This is a genomic window from Streptomyces mayonensis (assembly GCF_018982965.1).
In the GTDB taxonomy this organism is placed as follows: domain Bacteria; phylum Actinomycetota; class Actinomycetes; order Streptomycetales; family Streptomycetaceae; genus Streptomyces; species Streptomyces mayonensis.
Genome location: NZ_JACBYP010000007.1, coordinates 79,570 through 105,902, shown reverse-complemented (window position 1 = coordinate 105,902; position 26,333 = coordinate 79,570). Strand labels below are relative to the sequence as shown.

Here is a 26,333-nt window from a genome sequence, read left to right as displayed (position 1 = left end):
ACCGCATGGACCACGCCTCCCCGCGGCGCCTGCCCGTCACCGTTCTGTCGGGCTTCCTCGGCGCCGGCAAGACCACCCTGCTCAATCACGTCCTCGGCAACCGCGAGGGCCTGCGCGTCGCCGTCGTCGTCAACGACATGAGCGAGGTCAACATCGACGCCTCCCTGGTGCGCGGCGGCGAGGCCGCCCTGTCCCGCACCGAGGAGCGCCTGGTCGAGCTGACCAACGGGTGCATCTGCTGCACGCTCCGCGACGACCTGCTCGAGGAGGTGGACCGGCTGGCGCGCGAGGAGCGTTTCGACTACCTCCTCATCGAGTCCTCCGGCATCTCCGAGCCCATGCCGGTGGCCGCCACCTTCGCCTTCGCCCGCGACGACGGCGCCACCCTCGGCGAACTGGCCCGCCTGGACACGATGGTCACGGTGGTCGACGCCGCCAACTTCCTGCCGGAGCTGGCCGACGGCGACGAACTGGCCGAACGGGGTCTGGACCAGTACGAGAACGACGAACGCACCGTCAGCGACCTCCTGATGGACCAGATCGAGTTCGCCGACGTCATCGTCCTCAACAAGCTCGACCTCGTCGACGCCGCCTCCGCCGACCGTCTGCGGGCGACCCTGGCGCGGCTCAACCCCGCCGCCCGGGTGGTGACCGCCGTGCGGGGCCGCGTACCGGTGGGCGAAGTCATGGGCACCGGCCGCTTCGACCTGGAACGGGCGCAGCAGGCACCGGGCTGGGTCAGGGAACTCAACGGCGACCACGTGCCCGAGACGGAGGAGTACGGCATCTCCTCGACCGTCTTCCGCTCCGCGACGCCCTTCCACCCCGGGCGGCTGTGGACGTTCGTGACCGAGTCGATGGACAGCGGCGCCCACGGAGAGGTCCTCAGGTCCAAGGGCTTCTTCACGCTCGCCAACCGCCCCTCGGTGACGGGGCTGTGGTCCCAGGCCGGGTCGGTGGCCCGCTTCGAGCCGTCCTCGGCGCGTGACACCGACAGCCCCTTCGCCCAGGAACTCGTCTTCATCGGGACCCACCTGAACTCCGGGTCCCTGCAGGCGGCGCTGACCGACTGCCTCATGCGGGACGGGGAGCAGCAGCCCGGCTCCGACCCCTTCCCCGCCTGGGACACCTACGGCCTCGACGAGACCTGCGAGCACGAGCACGAGCCCCTCACCGCCGTGACGGGGTGACGGGACACTGAGACTCCGGGCCGGGCGGTGGTCGCAGCCACGGCACCGTCCGGCCCGGTACACGATCCGGCGTCAGGGAGGCAGCACCCATGGACAGGAAGAAGCCGCACCTGGGGACGGTCCAGGAGACCCTCCTCATCCCGCTGTACGCACGCGCGGTGGAGAACCGCAAGGAGTTCCCCCTGCTGCGGGACGCCCGGGCCGAGGAGATCGTCGCCGCGATCGACTACGACTTCGAGCGCTTCGACGGCCTGCCCAGCCTCACCGGCTCGCTGTTGCGCACCGTGCTCTTCGACCGGTGGGTGGCGGACTTCCTGGCCACGCATCCGGGCGGCACCGTGGTGGAGATCGGCACCGGCCTGAACACCCGTTACGAGCGCCTCGACAACGGCCGGGCCCGGTGGTTCGAACTCGACCTGCCCGACGTCGTGGACCTGCGCGGTTCCTTCTTCGAAGACACCCCCCGGCGGACGACGCTCGCGGCCTCGGTGACGGACGACGCCTGGGCCGCCGAGGTGGCCTCGGGAGCCGGCGGGCCGTTCCTGTTCGTCGCGGAGGCCGTACTGCCCTACCTGGACGAGGCCGACGTACGCCGGGTCTTCGACCTCCTGTCCGAGCGCTTCCGCGGTTCGCTGCTCGCGCTCGACACGGCCGGTGACGGATTCTTCGACACCCAGGAGGAGCACGACGCCCTGAGCAAGGTCGCGGCCCGTATGCGCTGGTACTGCCCCGACCCGGCCGCGCTCACCGCCTGGCGGCCGGGCATCGGCGTACTGGCCTCGCACACGCTCACGAGCCTTCCCGGGCCACTGGTCGAGGAACTGCCGGTCCCCTACCGGGAAATGCTGTCCGTACTCGCCGCGCAGCGACTCCCGCAGGCCGAGGGTTACCGGCTCAATCTCCTGCGTCTGCCCTGAGGCGGAATCCGCGCATTCCGCACCACCCGGACGAGCGCGCGAGCGGCACGTATTCCGGTGCGGATTGCCGTGCGGATTGCGGTGCGGATTGCCGTGCGGATTGCGGTGCGGATTGCCGTGCGGATTGCGGTGCGGATTGCGGTGCGGATTCGATTCGCTTTCCCGGCCCGCCGGGAAGAACGCTCAGTGGTCGTCCCAGTGGCCGTCGTGGGCCGCGTGCCGGTGGCCGTCGTGCACGTAGTCCATGTGGTCCCCGTGCGGTACGGCCACGTGCCCGCAGCCCTGCCCGTGCGCGTGGTCGTGACCGCCGTGTTCGCGGTGCTCGCCGACCTCGCACTCGTCCGCGTGTCCCTGGTGGTCGCGGTGCAGGTGGCCGTCGTGCGCGTAGTCGACGTGGTCGCCGTGCGGCACCGCCACGTGCCCGCAGCCCTCCCCGTGCGCGTGGTCGTGTCCGGGGTGCGGCCGGTGTTCCGAGGCTGTCGTCATACTGATCAACTCCGCGGTTTCGTGCCGCCGCGCACTGCGCGCGGCGCGTCGGAATTCTTCCTATCCGCTGGCGACACGTTTGCACAGGAGACACGCGTCGGCAAAATATCCAACCCACGGCTCCGGAAACGGTTTTCAATGCGATGTCGGATCGATTTCCGGATCGTTTTCCGGGCCGGGTCCCGGGTTTGCGATACCGGATCGATTGCCGGGTGCAACGTCAGGACGGGTTCGCGTGTTACGGGGCACGTCCGCGCTCCTGCCGTCCGCCGGTGCGGGGCGGCCGCACACGGCGCCACCGCACGGAGCCGCCTGCGGCGTCACAGGGTGGCTCATTAAGCTGTCCCGGTCCCGGCAGCACGCGGGCGCCGTCGCGCGGCGGCCGCCCGGGGAGCGGGTGCTGCCGGACCGGCGAAGCGAGGAACGTGAGCGATCAGAAGCACGCCGAGAGGCGCGGCGGACTCGCGGACGCCGTGCGCCTGGGCACGCGGGCGGGCGTGTACGTGCTGCTGGGCGGGTTCTCGCTCCTCGCGATCACCACGGTCGTGGGCGTCCTGGGGCCGATGCTCGCGCTCGACCTCTACACTCCGCCCGTCGCCGCATGGTGGACGGTGTTCACCGCGGTCGTCGTCCAGGGTGTCCCGTTCCTCCTGCTGGGCGCATGCGTCTCCGCGGCCGTCGGCGTCCTCGTGCCCGAGCGGGTCTTCACCCGTCTCCTGCCGCGCCGCCAGGTCCTCGCCGTACCGGTCGCGGGCGCGGCCGGTGCGGTGCTTCCGGGGTGCGAGTGCGCTTCCGTGCCGGTGGCCGGCAGCCTGATGCGGCGCGGGGTCGCCCCGGCCGCCGCACTGGCGTTCCTGCTCTCCGCCCCCGCGATCAACCCGGTCGTCCTGGTCGCCACGTCCCTCGCGTTCCCCGGCCGGCCCATGATGGTGGTCGCCCGGCTCGTCGCCTCGCTGGGCACGGCCGTGGTCATGGGGTGGCTGTGGGCGCGCTTCGGACGCGAGGAGTGGCTGAGACTTCCGGCGAAGGCACCGGCCGGCACCGGCGCCTCCCGCGTGTCCGCCTTCACGGCCTCGGTCCAGCACGACTTCCTGCACGCCGGGGGTTTCCTGGTGCTGGGGTCGGGCGCGGCGGCGACCTTCAACGTCACGGTGCCGCGTTCGGTGCTGGACGCCTTCACGGCGTCCGCCTGGGTCTCGGTGCTGCTCCTGGCGCTCCTCGCCGTGGTGCTGTGCGTGTGCAGCGAGGCCGACGCGTTCGTGGCGGCCTCACTGAGCGGCTTCGGACCGGTGGCGCAGTTGGCGTTCATGGTGGTCGGTCCGATGGTCGACCTCAAGCTCTTCGCGCTCCAGGCGGGCACGTTCGGGCGGGAGTTCGCCGTGCGCTTCTCGTCCGCGACCTGGGTGGCCGCGGTGGCCGTCAGCGTGCTCGTGGGGTGGTGGGTGCTGTGACCCGGTACGGTCCCGCGGCCCTCCTGCTGCTGGTCGGCGCCGCGGTGCTGCGGATCTCGCTGTTCAGCGACCTGTCCCTGCGTTACGTACAGGCCGGGCTGCGGCCGTATCTGATCGTGTCCGGGGTGCTGTTGGCACTGCTCGGAGTGGTACGGGCGGTGTCGGCGGCGCGCTCGGCGCGGGGCGGCACGACCGCCGCGGACGGGGACCCGCGTCCGGCGGAGGACGACGGGGGCCACGCACACTCGCACGCGAGCGGTCCGCGTGTCGCCTGGCTGCTCTCCCTGCCCGCGGTCGCGCTGCTGTGCTTCCCGCCCCCCGCACTCGGTTCCTACAGCGCGGCGCGCGAGGAGGCCGCGCGCGCCGCGGAGTACGTCGGCGCCTTTCCCGCCCTGCCGGCCGGGGACCAGGTGGAGTTGAGCCTGACCGAGTTCGGCTCCCGGGCCGTCTACGACAGCGCGTACTCGCTGCGAGGCCGTACGGTCCGGCTGACCGGGTTCGTCACCCGCGGCGACGGCGACACCTGGTACGTGACCCGGCTGCGGGTCGCGTGCTGCGCCGCCGACGCGACGGCGGTCAAGGTGGAGATCCGCCGAGCGGCCGCACCGCAGGGCGACGCCTGGGTGACGGTGGCCGGCACTTGGCACCCCGAGGGGGAGCTGGGGTCGGAGGCCGCCTGGCCCCCGGTGCTGGATGCCACGACGGTCCGGCGGATCGCGGCGCCGTCGAATCCGTACGAGTCACGCTGAGGCGGGCTCACGGCGCCCGCCCGCCGGACGCCGTGGGCCACCCACCGCTCCCACCGGCCCAGTCCGGCCCCGTCGGCCCCATCCGCTCAGTCGGCGGCGCGCTGGCACCGCGCGCAGACACCGGCGAGTTCGACGGTGTGTTCCACTGCGGCGAACCCCGATTCGGAGACCACCGAGGCGACCCACGCCTCGACGGCCTCCGCCCCCACCGGGCGGCTGGCCGCGCACACGCGGCAGACCAGGTAGTGCCGGTGCTCGCCACCGCGCCTCCACCGGTACCGCTTCTCCCCCGTTCCCGCCTGGACGACATCGACCCTGCCCGTCTCCTCCGCGTCCCGCAGGGCCCGGTACACGGTCGACAGGCCGATACGTGTGCCCTCCGCGACCATGCGCATGTGCAGTTCCTGCGCGGAGACGATCCGGGGGCAGCCCTTGAGGGCCTCCAGGACAGCGGTGCGTCGGTGAGAGGGCCTCAACTGTCCGTCCGCCGTCGACACCGGGCTCATCTCCCCACAGGTTTATGAACATGAATGTCATAACCATGATGCCACGCAAGGACCGCATCACCTGCCGCCACCGCGGGCCATTGCCAAACCTTGGGTCGACTATCGGCCAGACTTTTCGTCGTTATTGAACATGATTATCAGTCCACCTAAGCTGAGCATGTACACGTCAGCACTACATGCCAACCAAGGAGATCCGACATGCTCCGCTCCACACCCCGCGCGGCGCTGCTCGCCGGTGCCGTCGTCGCTTCGCTCGGGCTCGCCGTCGCGCCCGCGCAGGCCGCCCCGATCACGCTCTCCGAGGGGCACGTCGACGTCGTCGACATCGGGTACGAGGACGGGACCCTCGAACTCGCCCTGGCCGACGGCACCACCGGTACGGAGGTCGAGCGCGACCCGGCCGACGTCCTGCTGCACGTCAAGCCCGAGGCGGAGACGACCGTCCCCGGCGACTCCGCCTACGCGTTCCTGGGATCGCCCGGCGACGCCGTGTGGATCCTCCCGCAGAGCCTGAACGCCGATCTCCTGTTCGCGGGGTGGTCCGCCCACGAGGTGGACACCGGCGTGTTCCAGGGCGACTCCGTGCAGCTGCGGCTCACCGCCGCGAGCGGTCCCGCCGACGTCAGCGTGTACGACATCGTCGACGGCAGTCCGGAGAGACGGTTCGACAGCGGTGACGGCCTGCCGGACTCCGTGAACGTCGCGGCGGGCGAGCACCACCACACCAACTGGGCCTTCGAGGCGGAAGGAGACTACACGCTCACGTTCGAGGCGACCGGCACGCTGCTGGACGGCACGACCGTGGACTCGGCCCCGGTGGACTACCACTTCACCGTCGGCTGACCCGGGCTCCGGGCACGTCCGCCGTCTCCGCCGGGCGCGCGGAGACGGCGTCCCGGTCCGCCTCCTCCCCGTCGTCCGCCCTCCCGCGGCGGCTCCGGCCCGTCAGGAGGCCGTGCCGGGGGGCGAACAGCCAGCACAGGACGAACACGGCCGTGACGACGAGGACGATGAGCCCGCCGGCGGCGAGGTTGAAGGTGTAGGAGAGGTACAGGCCCGTCACGGCGGAGGCACCGCCGATGACCGGCGCGAGCAGCATCATCACGCCGATCCGGTCGGTGAGCAGCCGCGCGCAGGCGGCGGGCGTGATCAGCAGGGCGAGCACCAGGATGTTGCCGACCGCCTGCAAGGAGATCACCACCGTCACGGTGACCAGGACGTACAGGACGATGTCGAGGGCGAAGACCGGCAGCCCGGCGGCCCGGGCGGTCTCCCGGTCCAGGCTCACGGTGACCAGTTCCTTGTGCACCGCGGCCGCGATCGCCAGCAGGACCAGTCCCGTCACCGCCACGGTGACGACGTCCTCGTCGCTGATGCCCAGGATCTGGCCGAAGAGGAACGACTCGAGCGAGCCGCTGTAACCGGGTGCGGTACTGAGGATCACGATGCCGAGACCGAAGGCGGCGGCGAAGAAGACACCGATGACCGTGTCCTCCTTCAGGCGCCGGTTCTGGGAGAACACCGCGACGGCCAGCGCCGTCAACAGCCCCGCCACCGCGCCGCCGATGACGAGGTTGAACTGGAACACGAAGGCGACCGCGACCCCCGGGAAGACGGAGTGGGACACCGCGTCCCCGATGAACGCCATGCCGCGCAGCACCACATGGGCGCCGACGACCCCCGAGACCACGCCGCACATGACGGCGACCTCGATGGCACGCCGCATGAAGAGGTGCTGCCAGGGATCCGTCAGGAAGTCGATGACTGCGCTCACTTCGTCACTCCCGTCGTCACTCCCAGGGACGTCAGCAGCTGGTCGGAGCCGGTCACGCCGAAGGCGCGCAGCCAGACGGAGGGATCCCGCAGGGTGTCCGGGGGCCCGTCCGCGATCACCGTCCTGTTGAGCAGACACAGCCTGCTCGCCATGTCCGCGGCTCCCGGCAGGTCGTGGGTCGTCATCAACAGGGCTTTGCCCTCCTCACGCAGGCGCCCGAAGAGCGAGGTCAGCAGTTCCTGCGTGAGGACGTCGAGGCCCGTGAACGGCTCGTCCAGCAGGAGCAGGGTGGGTTCCAGCGCCAACGCTCTCGCCACCAGGACGCGTTGGCGCTGGCCGCCGGAGAGTTCGCCGATCGGGCGGTGCCGCAGGCGGTCCATGGCCACCCGTTGCAGTGCCTCCCGCACGGCTTCGTGGTCCGCCCGCCGGGCCCGGCGCAGCCATCCGATGCGGTGGACGCGTCCGGTGAGCACCGCCTTCTCCACCGACAGGGGGAAGTCCCAGGCGAACTCATGGCGTTGGGGTACGTATCCCACCCGGCCCCTGGCCCGCTGGACGGGACGTCCGTCGACCAGGACGGTGCCGGCCTGCGGGGCGAGCAGTCCCAGCACCGCGCGCAGGAGGGTGGTCTTCCCGGCACCGTTCGGTCCGATCAGTCCCACGAGTTCGCCGGTGCGGACCGTGAGGTCGACGCCGTCGAGGGCCCGCCGTCCGCCGAGTTCGACGGCGAGGGACCTTACGTCGAGTGCCGGCGTGTTGAGGGCCCCGGTGCCGATGCTCTCCGTCTCGACGGGCTCCGTGCTGGTGGTCTCAGGCCGGTCCATCGTTTTCTCCCTTCGCGCTGCCGGGGGCGGAGGCCTGTGTCGTGGCAGCCGGGTCCTGGTCGTCCCCGCGCCGCCTGCGCTGCAGGACGAACAGCCCCGCGCCCGCCGCGACGACCGCCGCCCCGGTCCCCCACCACAGCGGTGCCGAAGAGCTGTCGCCGCCGCCCGAGGAGGCTTCCGCCCGGACGCCGGAGGCACTTCGCGTCGGGTCCGGGCCGGAGGCGTCCGAGCCGGCTGCCGTGAAGGCCTTCTCCGGGTCCTGCGGGCCGACGGAGAAGTGCAGCGTGCGCCGGCTGTCGTGGGCCTTGCCGTCCTTCGTCGTGGCCTTCATCCGCACGTCGAGCAGGTATGTGCCCGGCTCGGTGAACGCCCAGTTGCCGTGCACGTGGCTGTTGACTTCTATCCCGGTCTCCTGGGGCAGCTTCCCCGAGCCGTCGAAGACGACCTCGGGCGTGCCGAAGGCACCGTTCAGGAAGAGCACGAAGTCGCCCGGTCCCGTGACGCCGGTCAGCTCCCAGGTCACCTCTCTGTCCACCGTCGCGGTGACCTGCGGGTCCTGGCTGTTCCAGCCGGGCCACACCACGCCCTCCTGCTGGGCCTGGGGAACGACCCAGACCTCGTCGCCCTGCGCGCCGAGGAAGCCGAACTCCTCGCCGCCCGGCGCCTGGATCTTCGCGGTGTCCCTGACCTGGAGCACGACGTCGTCGGTGTCCCGCCACACGGGAGGCTCGGCCGTGTCGTCGCGGATCTGGACGGTCCAGCCGTCCTCGGCGAACCGCGGCCCGATGTCCACGTGGCCGGAGCCGACGACCGTACGTCCGCCGGCCGTGCCGGGGTCGGCGGACTCGGCCCCCGCCGCGGGCGTCAGCGCGGACAGGGTGAGGCAGACGGCCGCGGCCAGGGCCGCGGCGGTGGAACGCAGCGCGGTGTTCCTCACTTCTTCTCACCTCCGAGGCACGACGCGAGCTCATCGGCGTTGTGGCGCATCATGTCGGTGTAGTGCCGCACGTCGTCGTCGAAGGCGTCGCCGTAGAGCATGCACACCTTCACGTCCTGGTCGTCCGCGACCTGGCCCAGGACGGTGGATCGCTGCACGAGGTTGGGTTCCATGAACACGGCCGGGATCTTGAGGTTCCCGATGGTGCGGGACAGTTTCCGCACGTCGTCCGCGCTGGGTTCCTGGGCCGGATTGGGCGCGACGAACCCGGCGACCGACATTCCGTAGGCGTCGGCCAGGTAGCCGAAGGCGTCGTGGGTGGTGACCAGTTGCCGCTTGTCGGAAGGTATGCCGCCGATCCGCTTCGCCACGTAGGCGTCCAGCTCGTCCAGTTCCCGTTCGTAGGAACGGGTGTGGGCGTCGTACTCCTCGGCGCCCCGCGGGTCCTCCTTCTTCAGCGTGTCGCGCATCAGCTGCGCGTACGCCTTGGCGTTCTCCACGTCCTGCCACAGGTGCGGGTCGATCTCCCCGTGCACGTGCTTGCCCAGCACTGCCTGGGGCAGCTGGTAGATCTCGGCACCGGGCTCGCCGAGGAAGGAGAACTGCTTCCCCGCAGGCACCTTGTCCAGCGCCCGGTTCGGCACGTCGATGACGACGTCGCCGGGCGGGATCTCCTCCTGCTTCTCGCCGTCGGTGCGCGAGTCGGTGAAGGCCGACATCCGGCCCGAGTCGATGTTGACGGTCAGGTCGGTGTGGCCGTCGCCGAGAATGGTGTCCCCGGAGTCCGCCACGGTGTGCGGGTCGACCCCCGCCGCGAAGGTGAAGGTGCCCTCACCGACCGGCTCGGCCTCGGCGCCCGCGTTCTTCAACCGGGCCTCGAGGGTCAGCCGGTAGACACCGGGCTCGGTGAAGGCCCAGTTCAGGTGGGTGTGCGCGGCCGGGGGCAGTGAGGTGGTGTCCTCCGCGGTGAGACCGTCCGACGAGTCGAAGTAGACGTTCGGCTGCCCCAGCGACTCCGTCAGGTAGGCCACGAGGTCACCGGGGCCTTCGACGTCGGTCGCGGAGAGCTGCACGTCGGAGGAGCGGGTCGCCCCGCGTTCCTCGCCCTCGCCGCGGACCCGCAGCCCCAGCCAGATGACGTCCAGGCCGACGTCCTCGACCAGCGGGATCACGTTGGCCCCGTACGTCTCGGACGCCTCGGCGAGCGACACGTTCGGGGCGCCCTTCCTCGCGTTGGAGTCGATCGTCTTGATCAGTGCGTGTTCCTCGAGCAGCAGGTGGTTGGTGAAGGTCACGTCGGCCTTGGACACCGCGTCCGCGTCCGCCGGAGTGGGCTCGTACGAGTGCGGGTCGCCGCCCGGCGGAACGATGGAGTCGACGTGGACCCGGTCCCCGCCGACCTGCCGGACCAGGTCGGCCAGGATCTCGGTGGTGGTCACCACGCGCAGGGCGGCGTCGGGGTTCTCGTCCGCGCCCGACCGGGCGTGGCCCTTGCAGCCGGTCGCGGTCACGGCGAGCAGGGCGAGCACGACCAGCGCCCGCCTTGCCGATCGGGGCACATGCATGGAAGGCAACTCCGGTGGCAGGGGCAGCGCCGGGTCGCCGGGGGGGGGACCCGGCGCTGCCTGGGGAGGGAGGACAAGGAGTACGGTGCTGAACGGCCGGTGGCCGTTCGGCCCGGTGCGCCGGGACGCCCGCCGGCCGAGCGGAGCAGGCGTCCCCGCGCTGGTGCTGGAACTGACTGGTACTGGTGCGGGCGTGGCCGTTATGCGGCCGTGGCTCCGCGCCCACGGCGTCGTACGAACCAGACGGCGACGGCCGCCGCGGCCACCAGGATGACGGCTCCGGCCGTCCACCAGGCGGCGGTTCCCGACGAGTCCGACGCGTCCTGGTCGGAGGCCGCGGTCTGCCGGGTCCCGGACTTCTTGCCGTCCGCCACGTCGAGCACCGCCACGGTGCCTTCGGCGACCACCTTCCCGTCGCCGTCCTTGACTGACGCCAGGACCTGCGCGCCGTTCCAGTCGGCGGGCACCTTCTGCTCCATCGTCGTGCCCCGGACGCCGGTGACCTCGTTGAAGGGGTTCTCCGCGTTCTGCCGCACCGACCACGAGACGGAGTAGTCCTTCGGAGCGTTGCTCACCCGCGCCGTGAACGTGGCCTTGGCACCGGCCCGGTGCTGTTCGGCGTCCTGGTCGACCTCGACGGCGACCGGGGACGCCTGGGCGCCCTTGTCGACCGAGAGGGTCAGGGGAGCGGACTCGGCGAGTACGGCGTGGTCGGCGTTGAAGAGCCGGGCGACGACCTGGGCACCGTCGAGGTCGTCGGTGACCGGGAGTTCCTGGTCGGCGAGCCTGGACTCCTCGATCCACTCGTAGGCGCTCTCGCCCTGGCGCTTGAGGTACCAGTGGTAGTGCTCGTCCTCGGTCTCCGGGCTCTGCGCGGAGGTGAACCGGGCGGTGTCACCCACCTGGTACGTCTTCTTGTCCGGGGTCACCGTGAGCCGTGTGGTGGGATCCAGTGCGCGCACGTGCACCGTGGTCTGCTCCGAGGTCTGCACAGCCTTGCCGTCCTCGACGAGTTCCGCGTAGACCTGCGTGCCGTCGACGGCACGGTCGGGCTTCGTCGTGTAGACCGCCGTCCGCTGCTCGGGATCCTCGGTGAAGGTGCTCTCACCCTTCTTCTTCACGTACCAGCGGTAGTCGGCGTCCTTCCCGGCCTTGTCCGAGGCGGCGGTCAGGTTGACGGTCTGTCCGACGAAATACTCCGCGTCCACCTTGCTCGGGGTGACCAGCAGTTTGTCGGCACCCTCGCTGTAGTGGCGGACCTTCTGGGGCTCGGGGGCGTCCTGCTCGTCGGGCACGTCGCCGACGATGAAGCGCACGGTGGCGGTGTCCTCCACCTCCTTGCCGCCGGCGAGTGTGGCACGGACGCCGAAGTCGATGTCGTAGGTGCCCTCGTCGGTGAAGATCCAGTTGGCGTGCGTGTGGGAGCCGACCTCTCCCGACACCTCGCCGAACGCCGAGCCGGGGACGATGAGCTGGCTGACCTTCTTGTTGCCGAACCCGCCGGGCTGGGTGACCGCGAAGGTCGGCGACTTCGCCTCGCCGGCGTAGGCGAAGCCCTCGAAGGCCATGCTGACGGTGCCCTTGAGCTTGCCGTTGGGGATGCCCTCGAAGGACCAGCCCGGCCAGACGACGGACATGTCCTGGGTCTGCGGGCTGATCCAGGCGTCGGAGCCCGGTTCGCCGAGGAAGGCGTACTCGTCCGGCAGCTTGATGTGGGAGGTCTTGGTGTCGGGTATGTGCAGGGCCACGTCGTCGGGGTCGGCCTCACCGTCGTCCGTCAGTGAACGGATGGTCAGGTCCTCGCCCTTGAGCACCGGGTACACGGCGTCGACGTGCTGACCGGCACCCAGCACCGTGCGGCCCTCGGCCGGGCCGGGGGCCGCCTCCGCGGGCGCGGCGACCGCCAGGGCGAGCACACCTCCCAACGACAGCAGCGAGAGCGCGCGGCGGGCGCGTCGGGGGACGCGTCGGGGGACGCGTCCCAGGAACAGTGTCATGAGTGCCTTCCAGGGTGGAGCGTTCGTTTGGCCGGACCATTCTGGCATTATTGAAAACGATTGTCATTACGATTCACGTGACATGCGTCTCCACTGCCGCTCCGCGCCTCTTGCGCCCCAGGACGGTCACAGCCGCGCCCACGACCACCAACGTCCCCGCGGCCAGCGCGAGCGGCAGCGTGCCCTCCGAGCCGGTGTGGGCGAGGCTTCCACCGCCGTCGGCCGCGGCGTCCGGGCCGGGGACACCGGCGGAGGGCGCGGCGCCGTCCGCGCCGGCACCCGCCCCGCCCCCGCCCGCGCCGGGGGCGGCCGTGGAGCCACCGTCCGTCCCATCGCCGCCCGGGGTCACCTTGCCCGGGTCGACGTCCCCCACCGCGAACGTGTAGGTACGGGTGTCCGAAGCGGTCCTGCCCGACGACGCGAGGGTGCCGCGGAGCCTGAAGGTCACCTTGTAGGTTCCCTCCTTGCTGAAGGCCCAGTTGGCGTGGGCGTGGACACCGAGGTCGACCTTCTGGCCGTCCGGCAGCCCGTCCTTGCTGTTGTAGATCACTTCCGGCGTCCCCAGCCCGGCGGTCTCCCAGACCGCGAGGGTCCCGGGGCCGCTCACCTTCGTGAGCGCCAGGTCGACGGGACCCTTCAGATCCTTGGCGGTCAGGTCCTCGGTGTTCCAGCCGGCCCAGACGACCCCTTGCTGCTGCACCTGGGGTATCAGCCAGAAGTCCGTCCCGGACCGCCCCAGGAACGAGTAGGAACTGCCCGCCGGCACTTGCTGTTTCGCCTGCGGTTTGACGTGCATCACGACGGACGACGGCTCGCGCCACACGATGCCGGACGGGTCGCGGCTGTCCTTGAAGAGCGTGCGCAGCGCGCCGTTCACCATCTTCCCGGCGACCGCGTCCACATGGCCGTCGTCGATGACGATCTTCTCGGTGCGGACGTCCGTCTTCGCCGTGTCGCCGGCGCTTCGGGCAGCGGTGGTCTCCGCGGCGGCGGCCGGGCGCCGCGCCGGCTCCGTGTCACCGGGTGACGGCGGCGCTGCGGGCGTCGGCCCTGGGGCGGCCGTGTCCTGCGCCTCCTCGCCCGCGACGGTCACCGTCCACTCCGCCGTGGCGGTGGTGCCGGTGCCGGACGTGAGCCGCGCGGACGCCTGGGACGTGATCCGGTACTCCCCCGGCGCCGTGAAGGCCCAGACGGCCGCGCCGGTGTCCCCCGCGGCCAGCGTCCGCGCGTCCGGCACCCCGTCGCGGCTGTCGAACAGCACCTGCGGACCGGTGTCCGCCGACGGTTCGAACACGGTCACGTCGCCCGGGCCGTGCACGCCGGTCAGCGCCCATTCGACGGTGCCGTCCTGGACGCTCCCGGCCGGAACGGCGGTCGTGTCCCACTCCGGGACCGCCGCTGCGGCACCCGTCCCGGCCTCCGTGCCTCCCAGCAGCCACACGGAACTTCCGGGACTGCCGAGGAAGTCGTACCGACCACCCCCGGGAACCGTGGTCCGGGACTCCGCGCCGACTTCCAGGTCGGCCCCGTCCCGCGCGCCCGGCTGCCTCAGGTCCAGGGACAGCGTGTCGTCCTCCAACGCCACGACCACCCCGGCCGGCCCGAGGGCCCGGGAGCCGTCGGCGCCCGCCTTGACCGAGTCCGCCGTCGCCGCGGGTGCCGCACCGACGGCCAGGACCACGGATCCCAGTGCGGCCGCGGCCCATCGACGATCCTTGAACGTACCCACCGTGCCCCATTCCCTTCCTCGACAACGGCGCGCCCTCGGCCCGCCGCGCTTCATCGGCCGTCGGACGCAGGCCGCCCCCGCCGGACCAGGTACAGGGCACCGGCTCCGAGCAGGACGGCGCCCGCCCCTCCCACGACGAGCGGCACGGCGGCTCCCGCCCCGGTGCGCGCCAGTTCCCCGCCGCCGGACCCGCTCGCCCGGGCCGCAGGACCCGTCCCCGTGCCCGTACCTGCAGTCGTTCCTGCGCTCGTGCCCGTACCTGCGCTCGTGCTCGTGCCCGTACCTGCGCTCGTGCTCGTGCCCGTGCCACCGTCCGAGCCGCCGCCCGCGACCGCACCGGTGGCCCCGCCGGCGTCCCCGCCCGAAGCGGCACCACTGCCGCCACCGGCGGCCCCACCGGAGTCCCCGCCCGAGCCACCGCCGCCGACTCCACCGACTCCACCGGAGTCACCGGAGCCGCCGGAGCCGCCGGCGGACCCACCGCCGGTCGCCTCTCCGGAGCCCCCACCGGAGTCACCACCCCCGGCCCCGCCCGAGACGCCGCCGGAGTCTCCTCCCGGGACGCCACCGGGGTCGCCGCCCGGGTCGCCCGGGTCGCCCGGCAGAGGCACGTCGTCGGGATCCACGTCCCCGACCGCCATCGTGTACGTCTGGCTGTCCTTCACTTCCTCGCCGGTGGCCAGCGTGGCGGCGACGGTGAACGTCATGCGGTAGACGCCCTGTTCGGTGAAGACCCAGTTGGCGTGCTCGTGCGTCACCGCCGGCACCGCGTAGGCGTCCGGCAGCCCGTCGCGGGAGTCGAAGCGCATCAGGGGTTCGCCGAACGGCGACCAGTTGAAGACCAGCAGGCTCCCCGGTCCCTCGACCTCGTCCAACGAGAAGCTGAACCGGCCCTGGACCGAGGAGGGTTCGAAGGCCTCGGTGCTCCATCCCGCCCACAGGAGGGCGGGGTCCTGGGTCTGCGGGAGGAGGTAGTAGACCTGCCCGGGCTCACCGATGAAGGCCGACCCGCCGGCGGGGTCGGGCACCACGTTCCTGCTCCCGGCCGTGAGGTGCATGATCACCGAACCGGGCTCGCGCCAGACGACGTCGCTCGTCCTGCTGTCCCGGAACAGCGTCCGCAGCCGGCCGTCGACCATGCGCGGCGCGACCGCGTCGACATGTCCCCGGTCGATGACGACGCGTTCGTCGAGTACGTCGCCGGCGGAGGTGTCCGCCGCTGCCGCGTGCGCCCCGCCCGCCGTCAGGACCGGACCTGCCAGTGCCGTACACAGTGCTCCCAGCACACACGCCACACGGGTCAGCGTCCTCATGCTTCCCACCCCATTCGTGACAGCTCACCGCGTGCACCGCCGTGCGGCAGGCAGACAGAGTGAGCGTGACCACGACAAGCTATACCGGGATGGTAATCATTATCAATAAAACCGCCTCATCGATCACCTCGCGCGGTGATCGATGAGGCGTGCGTGCCGGGCGGCCCTCCGGACGCCCTGGTCATCCCGTCAGCCCGTGTTCACTGGGCCGCGGGAAAGTGCAGCGTCGCGAACTTCGGGAAGTCGGCGGCGGTCTTGCCGACGAGCCGGTCCGGGGCGTAGTCGTGGAGCAGCGGTGAGCGGGTGCCGTCCAGCAGTTCGCCGCTGACGAGCCTGCCCAGCAGGGGAGCCAGCGTGATGCCGCTGTGGGTGGCGACGAGGTAGACGCGCGCGGAGTCGGGAACGAAGCCGACCGCGGGCAGCCCGTCGGCGGGCCGTGCGCGCTGGCCGACCTTGATCTGCTCGATGCGGGCGCCCGACGTGTTGTCGAACAGCCGGTTCAGCCGTTCCAGCATCTGCCGGCCGATCAGCGCGCCGGTGTCCGCCTGGTAGGCGGGGTCCGCGCGGTGGTCCAGGTCCGGTGTCTGCAGCAGCAGCCGTCCGCCGCCGTCGGGCCGGACGTTCAGCTCGGGCGTGATGAGGTTGGAGCTCAACTGGACGTACTGCGGGTCGGTGTGGCCGAGGAACCCGCAGGCGAACTTGTTGGGCAGGTCCGGGTCGATCATGGCGAACTGCTTGCCGAGCGTCCGCATGACCGACTCGCTCCACCGCCCGACGGCGCTCACCACGTAGTCGCCGCGCCAGGTGTCCCCGGTGCTCAGTTCCAGGGCGACTCCGCCCGCCTCCTCGGTGATGCCGAGGACGTCGACGGGGGCGCGCAGTTCGGCTCCGTTGCTCCTGGCCTCCGACCACAGCCGGGCCAGCAGCACGCTGGGGACCACGTATCCCTCGCTCGGGAAGTGCACGATCTCGGACGAGCGGGGGTGGATGCGCAGTTCCGGGATACGGGTGCGCAGTTCGTCGGCGGTGACCTTCCGTACGGGGTACCCGGCGTCGGTCAGCCGCTGCACGCGGGCCTGCAACCGCTCCGCGACCTCCGGCTTCGTGGTCCACTCGTAGGTGCCGGTCTGCTGGTACCACTGGGCCTCGGAGGGCGACGTCCGCTGCAGTTCCTCGTGCTCGCGCATGCCGGCCAGGTTCAGCTCGTGGTACGAGGCCGGGGACTTGCCGTTGGAGTTGACCCAGGCGAACGTTCCGGAGCTGGTTCCGGAGCCGATGCGGTGGCGCTCGAAGATCGTCACCTGCGCGCCGGACGACGCCAGGGACCGGGCGACGGAGAGTCCGATGACGCCTGCGCCGATGACGGCGATCGACGGTCGGTTCACAAGAGGGCTCGCTTTCTGCGTGTGGGGTCTGCGAGTTGGGGGGGGCGTGGGGCTGTACGGGCGTGGCGGCCGGTCGGACGGTCGTGCGTGACGGGCAGTCGGACAGCCGCGCGTGGCGGGCAGTCAGGCGATCGTGTGTGACGGACCGTCAGGCGATCGTGTGTGCCCAACAGTCAGGCGGTGGTCACGGACTTGCCCATCGCGGTGAGCATCTGTTCCAGGATGTGGGCGGGAGTGGCGTAGTTGAGGCGTACGAAGCCCTCGCCGGCCCTCCCGCAGAGCCGGCCGTCGGCCACCGACACCCCGGCCCGTTCCAGGAAGTGGGCACCGGCGTCCGTGTCCAGGCCGAGTCCGCGGCAGTCGAGCCAGGCGAGGTAGGTGCCCTCGGGCGGAGACCAGCGCACCCCCGGCAGGTGCTCGGCCACCAGGTCGCCGAGCAGCCGGCGGTTGTCCCCGAGGTACTCCATCACCTCCCGCAGCCACGGTGCTCCGTCGCGGTAGGCGGCGATGGTGGCCTCCGCGCCGAGCGTGGAGGCACCCCGCGAGGCGCTGTGCCGGATCCGGTTCCAGGTGTCCCGGTCCCGGGCACCGAGGATCAGTTGGGCGCACTTGAGTCCCGGGATGTTCCACGCCTTGGACGCCGACGTGGCGGTGATCGTGTGGCGGTCGGTGTGGTCGCCGAGCGGGGCGTAGCAGCGGTGCCGGGCGCCCGGGTGGACCAGTGGGGCGTGGATCTCGTCGGCGAAGACCCGGGCCCCGTGCCGTTCGACGAGTTCGGCGAGTGCGCGCAGTTCCGCTTCCCCGTAGACCTTGCCGATCGGGTTGTGCGGGTTGCACAGCACCACGAGGCCGGCGCCCGCCTCGAGTGCGCGGGCGATGTGGTCCAGGTCGAGTTCCCACGTTCCGGCGTCCTCGCGCAGGGCCACTTGGAGGACGCGGCGGTCCAGCCGGGCCGGTACGGTCAGGAAGGGCATGTAGGCGGGGGTGAGGACGACGACGGGCGATCCGGGCGGGGTGAACCACTCGATGGCGGTCTCCAGTCCGACGATGACGTCGCCGACCGCGTGCACCCGGTCCGGGTCGACGTCCCAGCCGTACTGGTCGCGCTGGTACCGGGCGGTCGCCTCCTCGAGCCGGCCGGTGAGTTCCGGCGGGAAGTAGCCGAACTCCCCGCGCCGCGCGGCCCGGACCAGCGCGTCCGTGACCGGTCCGGCGATTCCGAAGTCCATCTCGGCGACCGAGGCGCCGAGCGCACCGGGGACCCGGCACCACTTGGCGCTGCCGCGGCGGGCGAGTTCGCCGGGGCCGAGCGAAGCCAGCCGGTCCCGGTCCAGCGCGCCGGTCGTCCGCGGGGCCATCAGTGGCTCACGCTCGCGAAGAACCTGCGGGCCCGTTCCGTCGCGGGGTTGAGGAGGATCTGTCCGGGCGGCCCGGACTCGATGATCCTGCCGTCCTCCATCATGACCACCTCGTCGGCGATGTCGCGGGCGAAGGCGAGTTCGTGGGTCACGATCAGCATGGTGTATCCCTCCTCGGCGAGTTCCTTGATGACTGCGAGCACCTCGGCGACCAGCTCGGCGTCGAGCGCGCTGGTGGGTTCGTCGAACAGGAGCACGCTCGGCTTCATCGCCAGTGCCCTGGCGATGGCGACCCGCTGCTGCTGGCCGCCGGAGAGTTCGGCGGGATAGTGGTCGACCCGGTCGGCCAGGCCCACTCGCGTGAGCAACTCGTGCGCCTGGCGCCGGGCTTCGGCCCGGTCCGCACGGAGGACCTCGACCGGTCCGAGAGCCACGTTCTGGGCCGCGGTGAGTTGCGGGATGAGGTTGAAGCTCTGGAAGACCATTCCGAAGTTGACCGCCTGCCGGCGTTTCGTCTTCTTCGTCACCGGGCGGCGGTGATCACCCCGGCTGGTGAATCCGAGCATCTCCCCGCGCAGGTAGACCGCGCCGCCGTCGATGGTCTCCAGCAGGTTGACGGTGCGCAGCAGCGTGCTCTTGCCGGATCCCGAGGGGCCGACGAGACAGGTCACGGTCCCGGCGGCGAGGGTGAGACTCACGCCCTTGAGCGCGGCGAAGTCGCCGAAGTGCTTCTCCACCTCGTGGAGCCTGAGCAGGGGCTGTTCCTCGGTCATGCCGCTCCTCCCTGCGACGCGGGGCCCGCGGAGGCGGTGTTCGTGACGACCCGGCGGTTGAACCCGCGCCCGAACCGTTTCTCCAGGCGCGACTGGCCGAGCATGGCCAGGCTGGTGAGCACGAGGTACCAGATCACCGCGACCGTGAGCATGGGGATGGTCTTGAAGTTCTGGGAGTAGACCAACTGCACGGTGGTCAGCAGTTCCACGTACCCGATGACGGACACGAGTGAGGTGTTCTTGAACATCGTCACGACCTCGTTGGCCAGCGACGGGGTGATCACCCGGATGATCTGCGGGCCCACCACCTTGGTGTACGTCCGCCAGGTCGAGAGTCCGAGCGTGTGGCAGGCCTCGAACTGGCCCTGGTGGACGGAGAGGACACCGCCGCGGAAGATCTCGGCCGAGTAGGCCCCGAGATAGGCGGAGAGGCCGATGACGGCCGCCGAGAACTGCGAGATCACCTCGTTCGTCGGTACTTCGACGAACGGGTCGGCGAAGGGCAGTCCGAGGCTGAGTGTCGGGACCAGTGCGGCGAGGAAGTAGACGAACAGGATCAGCACGAGGCCCGGCGTTGCCCGGACCACCCACACGTACGCGGCGGCCATCGCGCGCAGTACGGCGAAGTTCGACAGACGGAAGGCGGCGATCAGCAGGCCGAGCGCCAGGCCCGCGGCCGTGGACACGAGCGTGATGACGACGGTGTTCAGCAGTCCCGACATGACGCGTTTGCTGAAGAGCCAGGCGCCGATGGTCGGCCAGTCCCAGTGCGGGTTGAGAGCGACGAACCGGAAGACCAGCAGCAGTACGACGGCGCCCAGTGCGTAACTCAGCCAGTGCGCGGCGCGCTTCGGGTCACGTATCGGCATCCGGTGCGGCGGTGTCTTCCCGTCCCGGGCGAGTCCGGATTCGAGGGGCTCATGCACGGTCATCGGCGGGCCCCTCGTTCAGTGGCATGTCCGTCAGCGCGTAGTCCGTCAGTCCGTAGTCGTCCAGGAGTTTCTGGTAGAGGCCGTCCCGCACGCACTTGCGCAGGGCGGCGCGCAGTGCGTCGCGCAGGGCCGTGTCCTGTTTGTTGACCCCGACGCCGTAGGGACCGGAGATCTCGCGGTACAGCTCCTTGTAGCGGCTGGGGTTGTTCTCGGCGTTGTAGGAGATGGACGGCGCGTCCCCCCACGCCGTGTCGATCTGCCCGCTCTGCACCGCCAGGATGGCGGCGTTGATGTCCTGGAAGGCGGTACCGGTCACCGGCTCGCCGCCGCTCTGCCGGCAGTTCTTGTCGGCCTCGGCGACGAGGTCCTGCTGCACGTTGCCCCGGACGTAGCCGACGGAGAGTCCGCACAGCTTCTCGGGGGTGACCTCGTCCTGCGGCAGCGAGGCGGCGCCGAGGATGGCGGTGCCGGTCTGGAGGTAGTCGATGAAGTCGGTCTTCTCCCGCCGGTCGGCGAGATCGTTGATGGAGAGGACGATGTCGAACCGGCCGGCTTCGAGGCCGGGGATCAGGGCGTCGAACGAGGTCTGCTGCATGACGACGTCGAGTCCCATCATCCTGGCGGCGGCGGTGACCAGTTCGGGGGTGAAGCCGGTGATGTGCCCGCCCTCGTCGACGAACTTGATCGGCGGTGACGAGGGGTTGACCGCGGCGGTGAACCGGCCGCGCCTCGCGAGGTCCTCCGGCACCATCGCGGCGATCTCCGGGTCCCGGTCCACCTTCTCGACGAGGTCCTGGGTGTCCTGGCCGACGCCTCCCTCGGCGCCGTCGGCGGGGTTCGCGCACCCCGCCAGCGCACACACGCAGGCCAGAGCGAGCGCCAACTCCCCCGTCGGCCGCTTGCGCAGAGGTTTTCTCATCGTGTGCCTCCTGCTTGTCAGTTGTGCCTGTCGGAGCTCCTGTCCTTCCGCTCTGCGGCGAGCGGTGCTTCGTGGTGCGGGTCATCACAGCTTCGGCGAACGCCGAGCCTTTCGGTAGACCGAATTCTCCTACCCCTGGCGTTAGGATCCGGCTATGCCTCACTCCTCGCTGGAGACCATGGACCTGGAAGTGTTCTCGGCCATCGCGCGACTGGGCAGCTTCAGCGCGGCCGCCGCCGAGCTGCGCCTGGCCGCCCCGTCGGTCAGCAACCGGATCGCCGGGCTCGAACGCCGCCTGGGCACCGCGCTGTTCGTGCGCGGGGCGCGCGGCAGCACACTCACCCCGGCCGGGCAGCGACTGGTGGGGTACGCCCGGCGGTGCCTGGACCTGCTGGACGAGGCGGTGCACAGTCTGGACACGGGCACCCCCGAACGACTGGTGCTGGCCGCGCCGAACAGCTTCGCCGCGACGGTGTTCCCGCTCGCCTTCGGAGCGTTGGACGGGCTGGCCATAGCGGCCCACGGTCGGGTGGCGCACAGCAGGGAGGTCGTGGAGCAGGTCCGTGACGGCAGCGCACACGGCGGGTTCCTGCTGACCCAGGTCGCGACGGGGTCCCTGCGCTCGGAGCGGCTGGGGTCCTCGCCGATGGTCGCCGTCTGCCGGCCGGGCCACCGGCTGTGCGGGGCGCCCGCGCTGACGCCGGACGACCTGGTCCGCAACACGCTCGTCGTCTACCGCTGGGACGCCGAGGGCGAACCGCTGGCCGCGATCTTCGACCATCCCGAGCGTCGGCGCGACACGCCTGTGCACACGACCGGTTCGCCCGAGGCCGCGATCAGGCGCGCCATCGACTCCGATCACGTCGTGGTCGTGCCCCGGTTCGCCGCCCGCAGCTTCCTGCGCCTCGGGCACGTACGGCTGCTGCCGGTGCAACTTCCCCGGTGGAGCGTGGAGTTGCGGTTCGTGCATCTGGCGGCGAACACGGACAACCCCGGCATCGCCGCCCTGCTGGACTCCCTGCCCCGGCTGCGCGACGAGCTGTGCGGGTGATCATTCCCCACCCGTGACATGCACTCGGAACGAGCGGAACGCACACAGAACACACCCCTAAACGCACACAGAACACACCCCTAATAGAAATGATTATCATTGGGATAGCCTGGGCCGGCGCGCCCGCCCCGTACCCGACAGGAGTGCGCCATCGTGCCCACACCCTCCGCCCCGCCACCGGCCGCCGGAGCCCTGCCCGGCAAGCGGCGCTCCGTCCTGCTCGACCTCGCCTTCCTCCGGCTGTGGACGGGTGCCACGGCGTCGGGCCTGGCCACCTGGGCGCTGCCGTTCGTGCTCGGTCTCGCGGTCCTGGACCGCACGCTCACCGCCACCGACCTCGGTCTGCTCCTCGCGGCCCGCACCGCCGGGTTCCTCGCGGCGGTGCCCACGGCCGGCGTACTCGCCGACCGGCACTCCCGTCGCGGCGTCGTCCTGTGGGCGGGGCTCGCCGCCGGAGCCGCGGCACCGGTGATGGCGGCCGGCCTCGGCCGCTCCGTCCTCCTGATGGCGGCGGGCGCCGCGGTCGCCGGGGCGGGTCAGGGTGCCTGCCGGCCCGCCTACCAGGCGCTCACCGCCGAGGTGGTCGATGCCGACCGCAGGCAGCAGGCCAACGCCGCCATGACCCTCGCGGTGCGGGTCACCACCCTCGTGGGGCCCTCGCTGGCCGCCCTGCTCGCGGTCTTCCTCGGCACCGGGGCGCTGTTGACGGGCATCGGACTGCTCTGGCTCGTCGCGGCCTGCGTCCCCGGGCGCGGTGCGCCCCGCGCCGCCGCGGACGGCACGCCGGAGGCCGCGGAAGGGCCCGCGGCCGGTGCGGTCCGGGCCTCGTTCCTCGCCGAGTTCGCCGAGGGCGTCCGCGAAGCCCGCAGGCACCCGTGGTTCCTGGCCGGCCTGGGTGCGCTGACGGCCGTCATCGCGACCGGCTACTCCGCGACCGGTGTCGCCCTTCCCCTGGTCAGCAGGGACGAGTACGGCACCGAGGTCGTGCTCGCCGGGGCGCTGACCGCCTATACCGCGGGGGCGTTGGCCGGGGCGCTGTTCATCGCGCGTTTCCGGCCCCGCTCCCCCGGCTGGGCCGCCCTGGCCGGGCTGGCCGCCTACGGATGCGCCCCGCTCAGCCTCGTCGTCCCGGTGCATCCGGTCGTCGTCATGGCCGCCTACGCCGTCGCGGGCGTCGGCATCGAACTGTTCAACGTTCCGTGGTTCACGGCCGCCCAGCGCGAGGTCGCCCCGGACAAGCTGGCCCGGGTCTCCTCGCTGGACTTCCTGCTCTCCTACGGTCTCGCCCCCGTCGGACTCGCCGTCATCGCCCCCGCCATCGACGCGTTCGGTGCCACGGCGGTCCTCGCCGTCTGCGCGGCCGTCTGCTTCGCGGCACCGGCCGCGGCCGCCCTCGCTCCCGGCGCCCGTACGTTCGCCCGCCCGCCCGACACGACGGCCACGGGCCTGCGGGGCAAGGAGCCGGCCCGGTAGCGCGTACGGCGATGGGACGGGGGTGCGCGGGACACGCGTACGACGGTGGCACGGGGCGGCGCGGGACGCGCGTACGGCGGTGGGGCGGGGGCGGCCGCCGCCGTGACGTGCCGACGGCTCAGCCCGCGAGTTCGCGCACGTACGCCGCGAACTTCTCCAGGCCGTCGATGTTGCGGGGTCCGCTGATCCCCTCGTTGTAGTCGAGGACGAAGAAGTTGTCCTTCCGCACGGCGGGGAGTTCCCTGGTGTGCGGGGACTTCTTCAGGAAGTCGATCTTCTTCTCGGCGGGCAGGTCACCGTAGTCGAGGATGACGACGACCTCGGGCTCGGCCTCCGCCACGGACTCCCAGTTGACCTGGGTCCAGCGCTCGTCGAGGCCGTCGAAGACGTTCCGGCCGCCCGCCTTGCCGATGATGTCGTTGGGCGGCACCTGGTTGCCCGCGGTGAACGGCTGGTCGGTGCCGGAGTCGTAGAGGAAGACGGGCACCGGATCACCGGGCGGGGTCTCGGCCTCGACCGCCGCCACCCGCTTCTTCAGGGCGTCGGTGACCTCGGCGGCCTTCTTCTCGACCCGGAAGATCCTGCCGAGCCTTTCGAGGTCGGTGTAGAGGGCCTCGAAAGGGGTCACCTTCTCCGGGTACTTCGGGTAGTTGAAGCAGCTCTCGGTGTGCATGAAACTCTGGATGCCGAGTTTGTCGAGGATCTCGGGAGTGATGCCCCGCTCGTCCTTGAAGCCGGAGTTCCAGCCCGCCACGACGAGGTCGGCCCGGGCCTCGACCACCACCTCCTTGTTGAGGAGGTCGTCGCTGAGCATCTTCACCTTCGCGTACTCGGACGCCCACGGGGACTCGCTCACCGGTGGGTTGGCCGGAGGCATCACGTAGCCGTGCACGTGCTCCGTCAGGCCCAGGGCGAACAGCTTGTCGGCGCTGCCGCCCTCGTAGGCGACGGCACGCTCGGGAACGGTGTACGGCACCGGTTCGCCGCAGCGCTCGACGGTGACCTCGCCGGACGCCTTCTCGTCCGGTTCGACCTCGGCACCGCATCCGCCGAGCACCAGGGCCGCGAGGACGGAGCCGAGCACGGCGCGCTGCCGGGCCACGGCGGAGGATCGGGGTCTACTCATGGGTGAAGCCGCCTTTCAGCGGGTGGAGTCGAGCGAATACAACAGCTGGGGGCCGCCCGTGAGCGGATGTTGCACGACACTGGCCCGCACCCCGAAGACATCACCGACCAGCTCCGGCGTGAGCACCGCCGCGGGCGCGCCGGAAGCGACCAGGCGGCCGCCGGAGAGCACGCCGATCCGGTCGCAGGCGGCAGCGGCCAGGTTGAGGTCGTGCAGCACGACGAGGACGGTGAGTCCCGACTCGCGCAGCAGCGAGAGCAGTTCGACCTGGTGGCGGACGTCGAGGTGGTTGGTCGGCTCGTCGAGGACGAGGATCTCCGGCTCCTGCACCAGCGCCCGGGCCAGCAGCACGCGCTGGCGCTCCCCGCCCGACAGGGTGAGGACGCCCCGGTGCGCGAGGTGTCCGATGTCGAGCCGGTCCATCGCCCGTTCGCACAGTTCGCGCTCCCGGCCGCTGAGCGCCTGGTTGCCGCGCAGATGGGGAGCACGGCCGAGGGCCACGACCTCCCCGACCGTGAAGTCGAAGTCGACCCCGCCGTCCTGCGTCATCGCCGCGACGGTCTGTGCGCTGCGGCGCAGCGGCAGCCGGGTCAGCTCCTGCTCGCCCACCCAGACGGTTCCGGAACTGGGGCGCAGCGCCCGGTACACGCAGCGCAGCGCGGTGGACTTGCCGCTCCCGTTCGGGCCGACCAGCCCCACGACCTGTCCGTCGGACACGTCCAGGGACAGTCCGCTCACGAGGCTCCTGCCGTCGGTCACGACGGAGATCGCGTCGAGTCTCAGGTCCATGTCAGCGTCCCCCGAACGTGTAGCCCCTGCGGCGCATCAGGGCGACGAAGACGGGCACCCCGACGAGCGCGGTGATGACACCGAGCGGCAGCTCGCGCGGAGCGACCAGGGTCCGTGCCGCCAGGTCCACCCACACCATGAAGACCGCTCCGGCCAGCGGGGCCACGGCGAGCACCCGGGCGTGCGACGCGCCGACGGCCATCCGCACCACGTGCGGCATGACGAGTCCGACGAACGCGATGGCGCCGCTGACGGCGACCATCACACCCGTGACGAGCGAGACGAGGACCAGCAGCACCTTGCGGTGCCGGTCGGGGCCGACGCCCAGGCTCGCGGCGGTCTCGTCGCCGAGGGAGAGGACGTCGAGCACCCGCCCGTAGCGCCACAGCGTCACGACTCCGGCCGTCACCACCACGGCCACGACGGGCAGCGCGCCCCAGGTCGCGGCGCCGAAGCTGCCCATCGTCCAGTACAGGACCAGGCTGGTCGCCTCGCTGTCCGGCGCGAAGTAGATGATCAGGCTCATCACCGCCTGGAAGCCGAGCGACATGGCGACGCCCGTCAGCACGAGCCGCAGCGGGGAGAGCGCGCCCCGGCTGGAGGCGGCGGCGTACACCAGGAGCGAGGCGGCGAGCGCGCCCAGGAAGGCGCCGGCGGAGACCGCGTAGATCCCCAGTGCCGCCAGCCCTCCGGTGACTGTCACGCCGACGGCGCCGACCGAGGCGCCCGACGAGACGCCGAGGACGAAGGGGTCCGCCAGCGCGTTGCGCACCATGGCCTGGATCGCCACCCCGACCGCGCTCAGACCGGCCCCCACCAGGGCGGCCAGCAGCACCCGGGGCGTGCGGATCTGCCAGATGATCTGGTACGTCGTCACCTCCCCGGCGCCGATGCGGCCGCCGCTGAGGGCCGCCCACAGATGGCGGGCGGTCTCCTGCGGGGTGATGACCGCGGGCCCCAGCCCGATGGCGACGACGACGGAGCCGAGCAGGAGCGCGGTCAGCGCCGCGCAGCCGGCCAGCAGAGCACCGCGGGTGGCGAACCGGCCCCCGGCGGTGGGCGCGGGTGCGGCCGGCGGCAGGCCGACCA

The 26,333-nt window shown here is 71.5% G+C and carries 24 protein-coding genes; 7 read left to right on the top strand and 17 right to left on the bottom strand.

The features are described 5' to 3' along the window. Nucleotides 1-5: 5 nt before the first annotated feature. Both HZS56_RS04390 and HZS56_RS04385 read left to right on the top strand, forming a co-directional pair. On the top strand, nt 6-1,190 hold the full coding sequence (locus HZS56_RS04390) for a GTP-binding protein (protein WP_216719330.1): 1,185 nt from the start codon (nt 6-8) through the stop codon (nt 1,188-1,190). An 89-nt stretch (nt 1,191-1,279) separates the two neighbouring features. Next, a complete protein-coding gene (locus HZS56_RS04385; RefSeq protein ID WP_216719329.1) occupies nt 1,280-2,107 on the top strand; it encodes a class I SAM-dependent methyltransferase in 828 nt (275 codons plus the stop codon). Between the two features lie 183 nt (nt 2,108-2,290). Here the strand turns inward: HZS56_RS04385 and HZS56_RS04380 are convergent, their stop codons facing one another. Next, nucleotides 2,291-2,593 carry a hypothetical protein gene (locus tag HZS56_RS04380; protein ID WP_216719328.1) on the bottom strand — a complete coding sequence of 101 codons (303 nt, stop codon included), beginning with the start codon at nt 2,591-2,593 and terminating at the stop codon, nt 2,291-2,293. A 425-nt stretch (nt 2,594-3,018) separates the two neighbouring features. Between HZS56_RS04380 and HZS56_RS04375 the strand changes: the two genes are divergently transcribed. Beyond that, complete coding sequence (locus HZS56_RS04375; protein WP_216719327.1) at nt 3,019-4,044, top strand: permease; 1,026 nt, start codon at nt 3,019-3,021, stop codon at nt 4,042-4,044. Beyond that, on the top strand, nt 4,041-4,793 hold the full coding sequence (locus HZS56_RS04370; protein WP_216719326.1) for a TIGR03943 family putative permease subunit: 753 nt from the start codon (nt 4,041-4,043) through the stop codon (nt 4,791-4,793). Before HZS56_RS04375 ends, HZS56_RS04370 begins: the two co-directional genes overlap by 4 nt. An 86-nt stretch (nt 4,794-4,879) precedes the next feature. Here HZS56_RS04370 and HZS56_RS04365 read toward each other — a convergent pair whose 3' ends face one another. After that, complete coding sequence (locus tag HZS56_RS04365; RefSeq protein WP_216719325.1) at nt 4,880-5,299, bottom strand: Fur family transcriptional regulator; 420 nt, start codon at nt 5,297-5,299, stop codon at nt 4,880-4,882. A gap of 198 nt (nt 5,300-5,497) precedes the next feature. On the opposite strand from HZS56_RS04365, the gene HZS56_RS04360 reads away from it, so the two are divergent. Beyond that, nucleotides 5,498-6,142, top strand: a complete 645-nt coding sequence (locus HZS56_RS04360; RefSeq protein WP_216719324.1) for a choice-of-anchor M domain-containing protein — start codon at nt 5,498-5,500, stop codon at nt 6,140-6,142. Here the strand turns inward: HZS56_RS04360 and HZS56_RS04355 are convergent. From HZS56_RS04355 to HZS56_RS04300, 12 genes are all read right to left on the bottom strand, one after another. After that, nucleotides 6,129-7,073, bottom strand: a complete 945-nt coding sequence (locus tag HZS56_RS04355; RefSeq protein ID WP_308407990.1) for an anchored repeat-type ABC transporter permease subunit — start codon at nt 7,071-7,073, stop codon at nt 6,129-6,131. The two genes, HZS56_RS04360 and HZS56_RS04355, sit on opposite strands and share 14 nt — an antisense overlap. Beyond that, nucleotides 7,070-7,897 (bottom strand): anchored repeat-type ABC transporter ATP-binding subunit, encoded by an 828-nt coding sequence (locus HZS56_RS04350; protein WP_216719323.1) that lies wholly within the window; start codon nt 7,895-7,897, stop codon nt 7,070-7,072. The genes HZS56_RS04355 and HZS56_RS04350 overlap by 4 nt, the downstream gene beginning before the upstream one ends. Continuing rightward, a complete protein-coding gene (locus tag HZS56_RS04345) occupies nt 7,884-8,834 on the bottom strand; it encodes a TIGR03773 family transporter-associated surface protein (protein WP_216719322.1) in 951 nt (316 codons plus the stop codon). The genes HZS56_RS04350 and HZS56_RS04345 overlap by 14 nt, the downstream gene beginning before the upstream one ends. After that, nucleotides 8,831-10,399: an anchored repeat ABC transporter, substrate-binding protein gene (locus tag HZS56_RS04340; RefSeq protein ID WP_216719321.1), complete on the bottom strand. Its 1,569-nt coding sequence runs from the start codon at nt 10,397-10,399 to the stop codon at nt 8,831-8,833. The genes HZS56_RS04345 and HZS56_RS04340 overlap by 4 nt, the downstream gene beginning before the upstream one ends. A gap of 200 nt (nt 10,400-10,599) precedes the next feature. Beyond that, complete coding sequence (locus tag HZS56_RS04335) at nt 10,600-12,396, bottom strand: choice-of-anchor M domain-containing protein (RefSeq protein WP_216719320.1); 1,797 nt, start codon at nt 12,394-12,396, stop codon at nt 10,600-10,602. A 73-nt stretch (nt 12,397-12,469) separates the two neighbouring features. After that, on the bottom strand, nt 12,470-14,125 hold the full coding sequence (locus HZS56_RS04330) for a TIGR03773 family transporter-associated surface protein (RefSeq protein ID WP_308407989.1): 1,656 nt from the start codon (nt 14,123-14,125) through the stop codon (nt 12,470-12,472). A 50-nt stretch (nt 14,126-14,175) separates the two neighbouring features. Next, nucleotides 14,176-15,438 (bottom strand): choice-of-anchor M domain-containing protein, encoded by a 1,263-nt coding sequence (locus HZS56_RS04325; protein WP_216719318.1) that lies wholly within the window; start codon nt 15,436-15,438, stop codon nt 14,176-14,178. A gap of 200 nt (nt 15,439-15,638) precedes the next feature. Next, nucleotides 15,639-16,823 (bottom strand): NAD(P)/FAD-dependent oxidoreductase, encoded by a 1,185-nt coding sequence (locus tag HZS56_RS04320; RefSeq protein ID WP_216719317.1) that lies wholly within the window; start codon nt 16,821-16,823, stop codon nt 15,639-15,641. A gap of 173 nt (nt 16,824-16,996) precedes the next feature. After that, nucleotides 16,997-18,181 carry a MalY/PatB family protein gene (locus HZS56_RS04315; RefSeq protein WP_216719316.1) on the bottom strand — a complete coding sequence of 395 codons (1,185 nt, stop codon included), beginning with the start codon at nt 18,179-18,181 and terminating at the stop codon, nt 16,997-16,999. Next, on the bottom strand, nt 18,181-18,954 hold the full coding sequence (locus HZS56_RS04310; protein WP_216719315.1) for an amino acid ABC transporter ATP-binding protein: 774 nt from the start codon (nt 18,952-18,954) through the stop codon (nt 18,181-18,183). The genes HZS56_RS04315 and HZS56_RS04310 overlap by 1 nt, the downstream gene beginning before the upstream one ends. After that, entirely contained in the window at nt 18,951-19,886 is a 936-nt protein-coding gene (locus tag HZS56_RS04305; protein ID WP_216719314.1) for an amino acid ABC transporter permease, read from the bottom strand. The genes HZS56_RS04310 and HZS56_RS04305 overlap by 4 nt, the downstream gene beginning before the upstream one ends. After that, nucleotides 19,873-20,805 (bottom strand): ABC transporter substrate-binding protein, encoded by a 933-nt coding sequence (locus HZS56_RS04300; RefSeq protein WP_216719313.1) that lies wholly within the window; start codon nt 20,803-20,805, stop codon nt 19,873-19,875. Before HZS56_RS04300 ends, HZS56_RS04305 begins: the two co-directional genes overlap by 14 nt. 154 nt (nt 20,806-20,959) lie before the next feature. Between HZS56_RS04300 and HZS56_RS04295 the strand changes: the two genes are divergently transcribed. Then, nucleotides 20,960-21,856, top strand: coding sequence for a LysR family transcriptional regulator (locus HZS56_RS04295; protein ID WP_216719312.1), 897 nt, complete (start codon nt 20,960-20,962; stop codon nt 21,854-21,856). Between the two features lie 153 nt (nt 21,857-22,009). Beyond that, a complete protein-coding gene (locus tag HZS56_RS04290; RefSeq protein ID WP_374201072.1) occupies nt 22,010-23,329 on the top strand; it encodes an MFS transporter in 1,320 nt (439 codons plus the stop codon). Nucleotides 23,330-23,447: 118 nt separating this feature from the next. Here the strand turns inward: HZS56_RS04290 and HZS56_RS04285 are convergent, their stop codons facing one another. The 3 genes from HZS56_RS04285 to HZS56_RS04275 are packed head-to-tail and all read right to left on the bottom strand — an operon-like array spanning nt 23,448 to nt 26,265. After that, complete coding sequence (locus HZS56_RS04285; RefSeq protein ID WP_216719311.1) at nt 23,448-24,455, bottom strand: ABC transporter substrate-binding protein; 1,008 nt, start codon at nt 24,453-24,455, stop codon at nt 23,448-23,450. 15 nt (nt 24,456-24,470) lie between these two features. Continuing rightward, the gene (locus tag HZS56_RS04280; protein WP_216719310.1) at nt 24,471-25,244 is read right to left on the bottom strand and encodes an ABC transporter ATP-binding protein; all 774 of its coding nucleotides are present in this window, start codon (nt 25,242-25,244) and stop codon (nt 24,471-24,473) included. 1 nt (nt 25,245) lies between these two features. Then, on the bottom strand, nt 25,246-26,265 hold the full coding sequence (locus HZS56_RS04275; protein WP_216719352.1) for a FecCD family ABC transporter permease: 1,020 nt from the start codon (nt 26,263-26,265) through the stop codon (nt 25,246-25,248). Nucleotides 26,266-26,333: the final 68 nt, after the last annotated feature.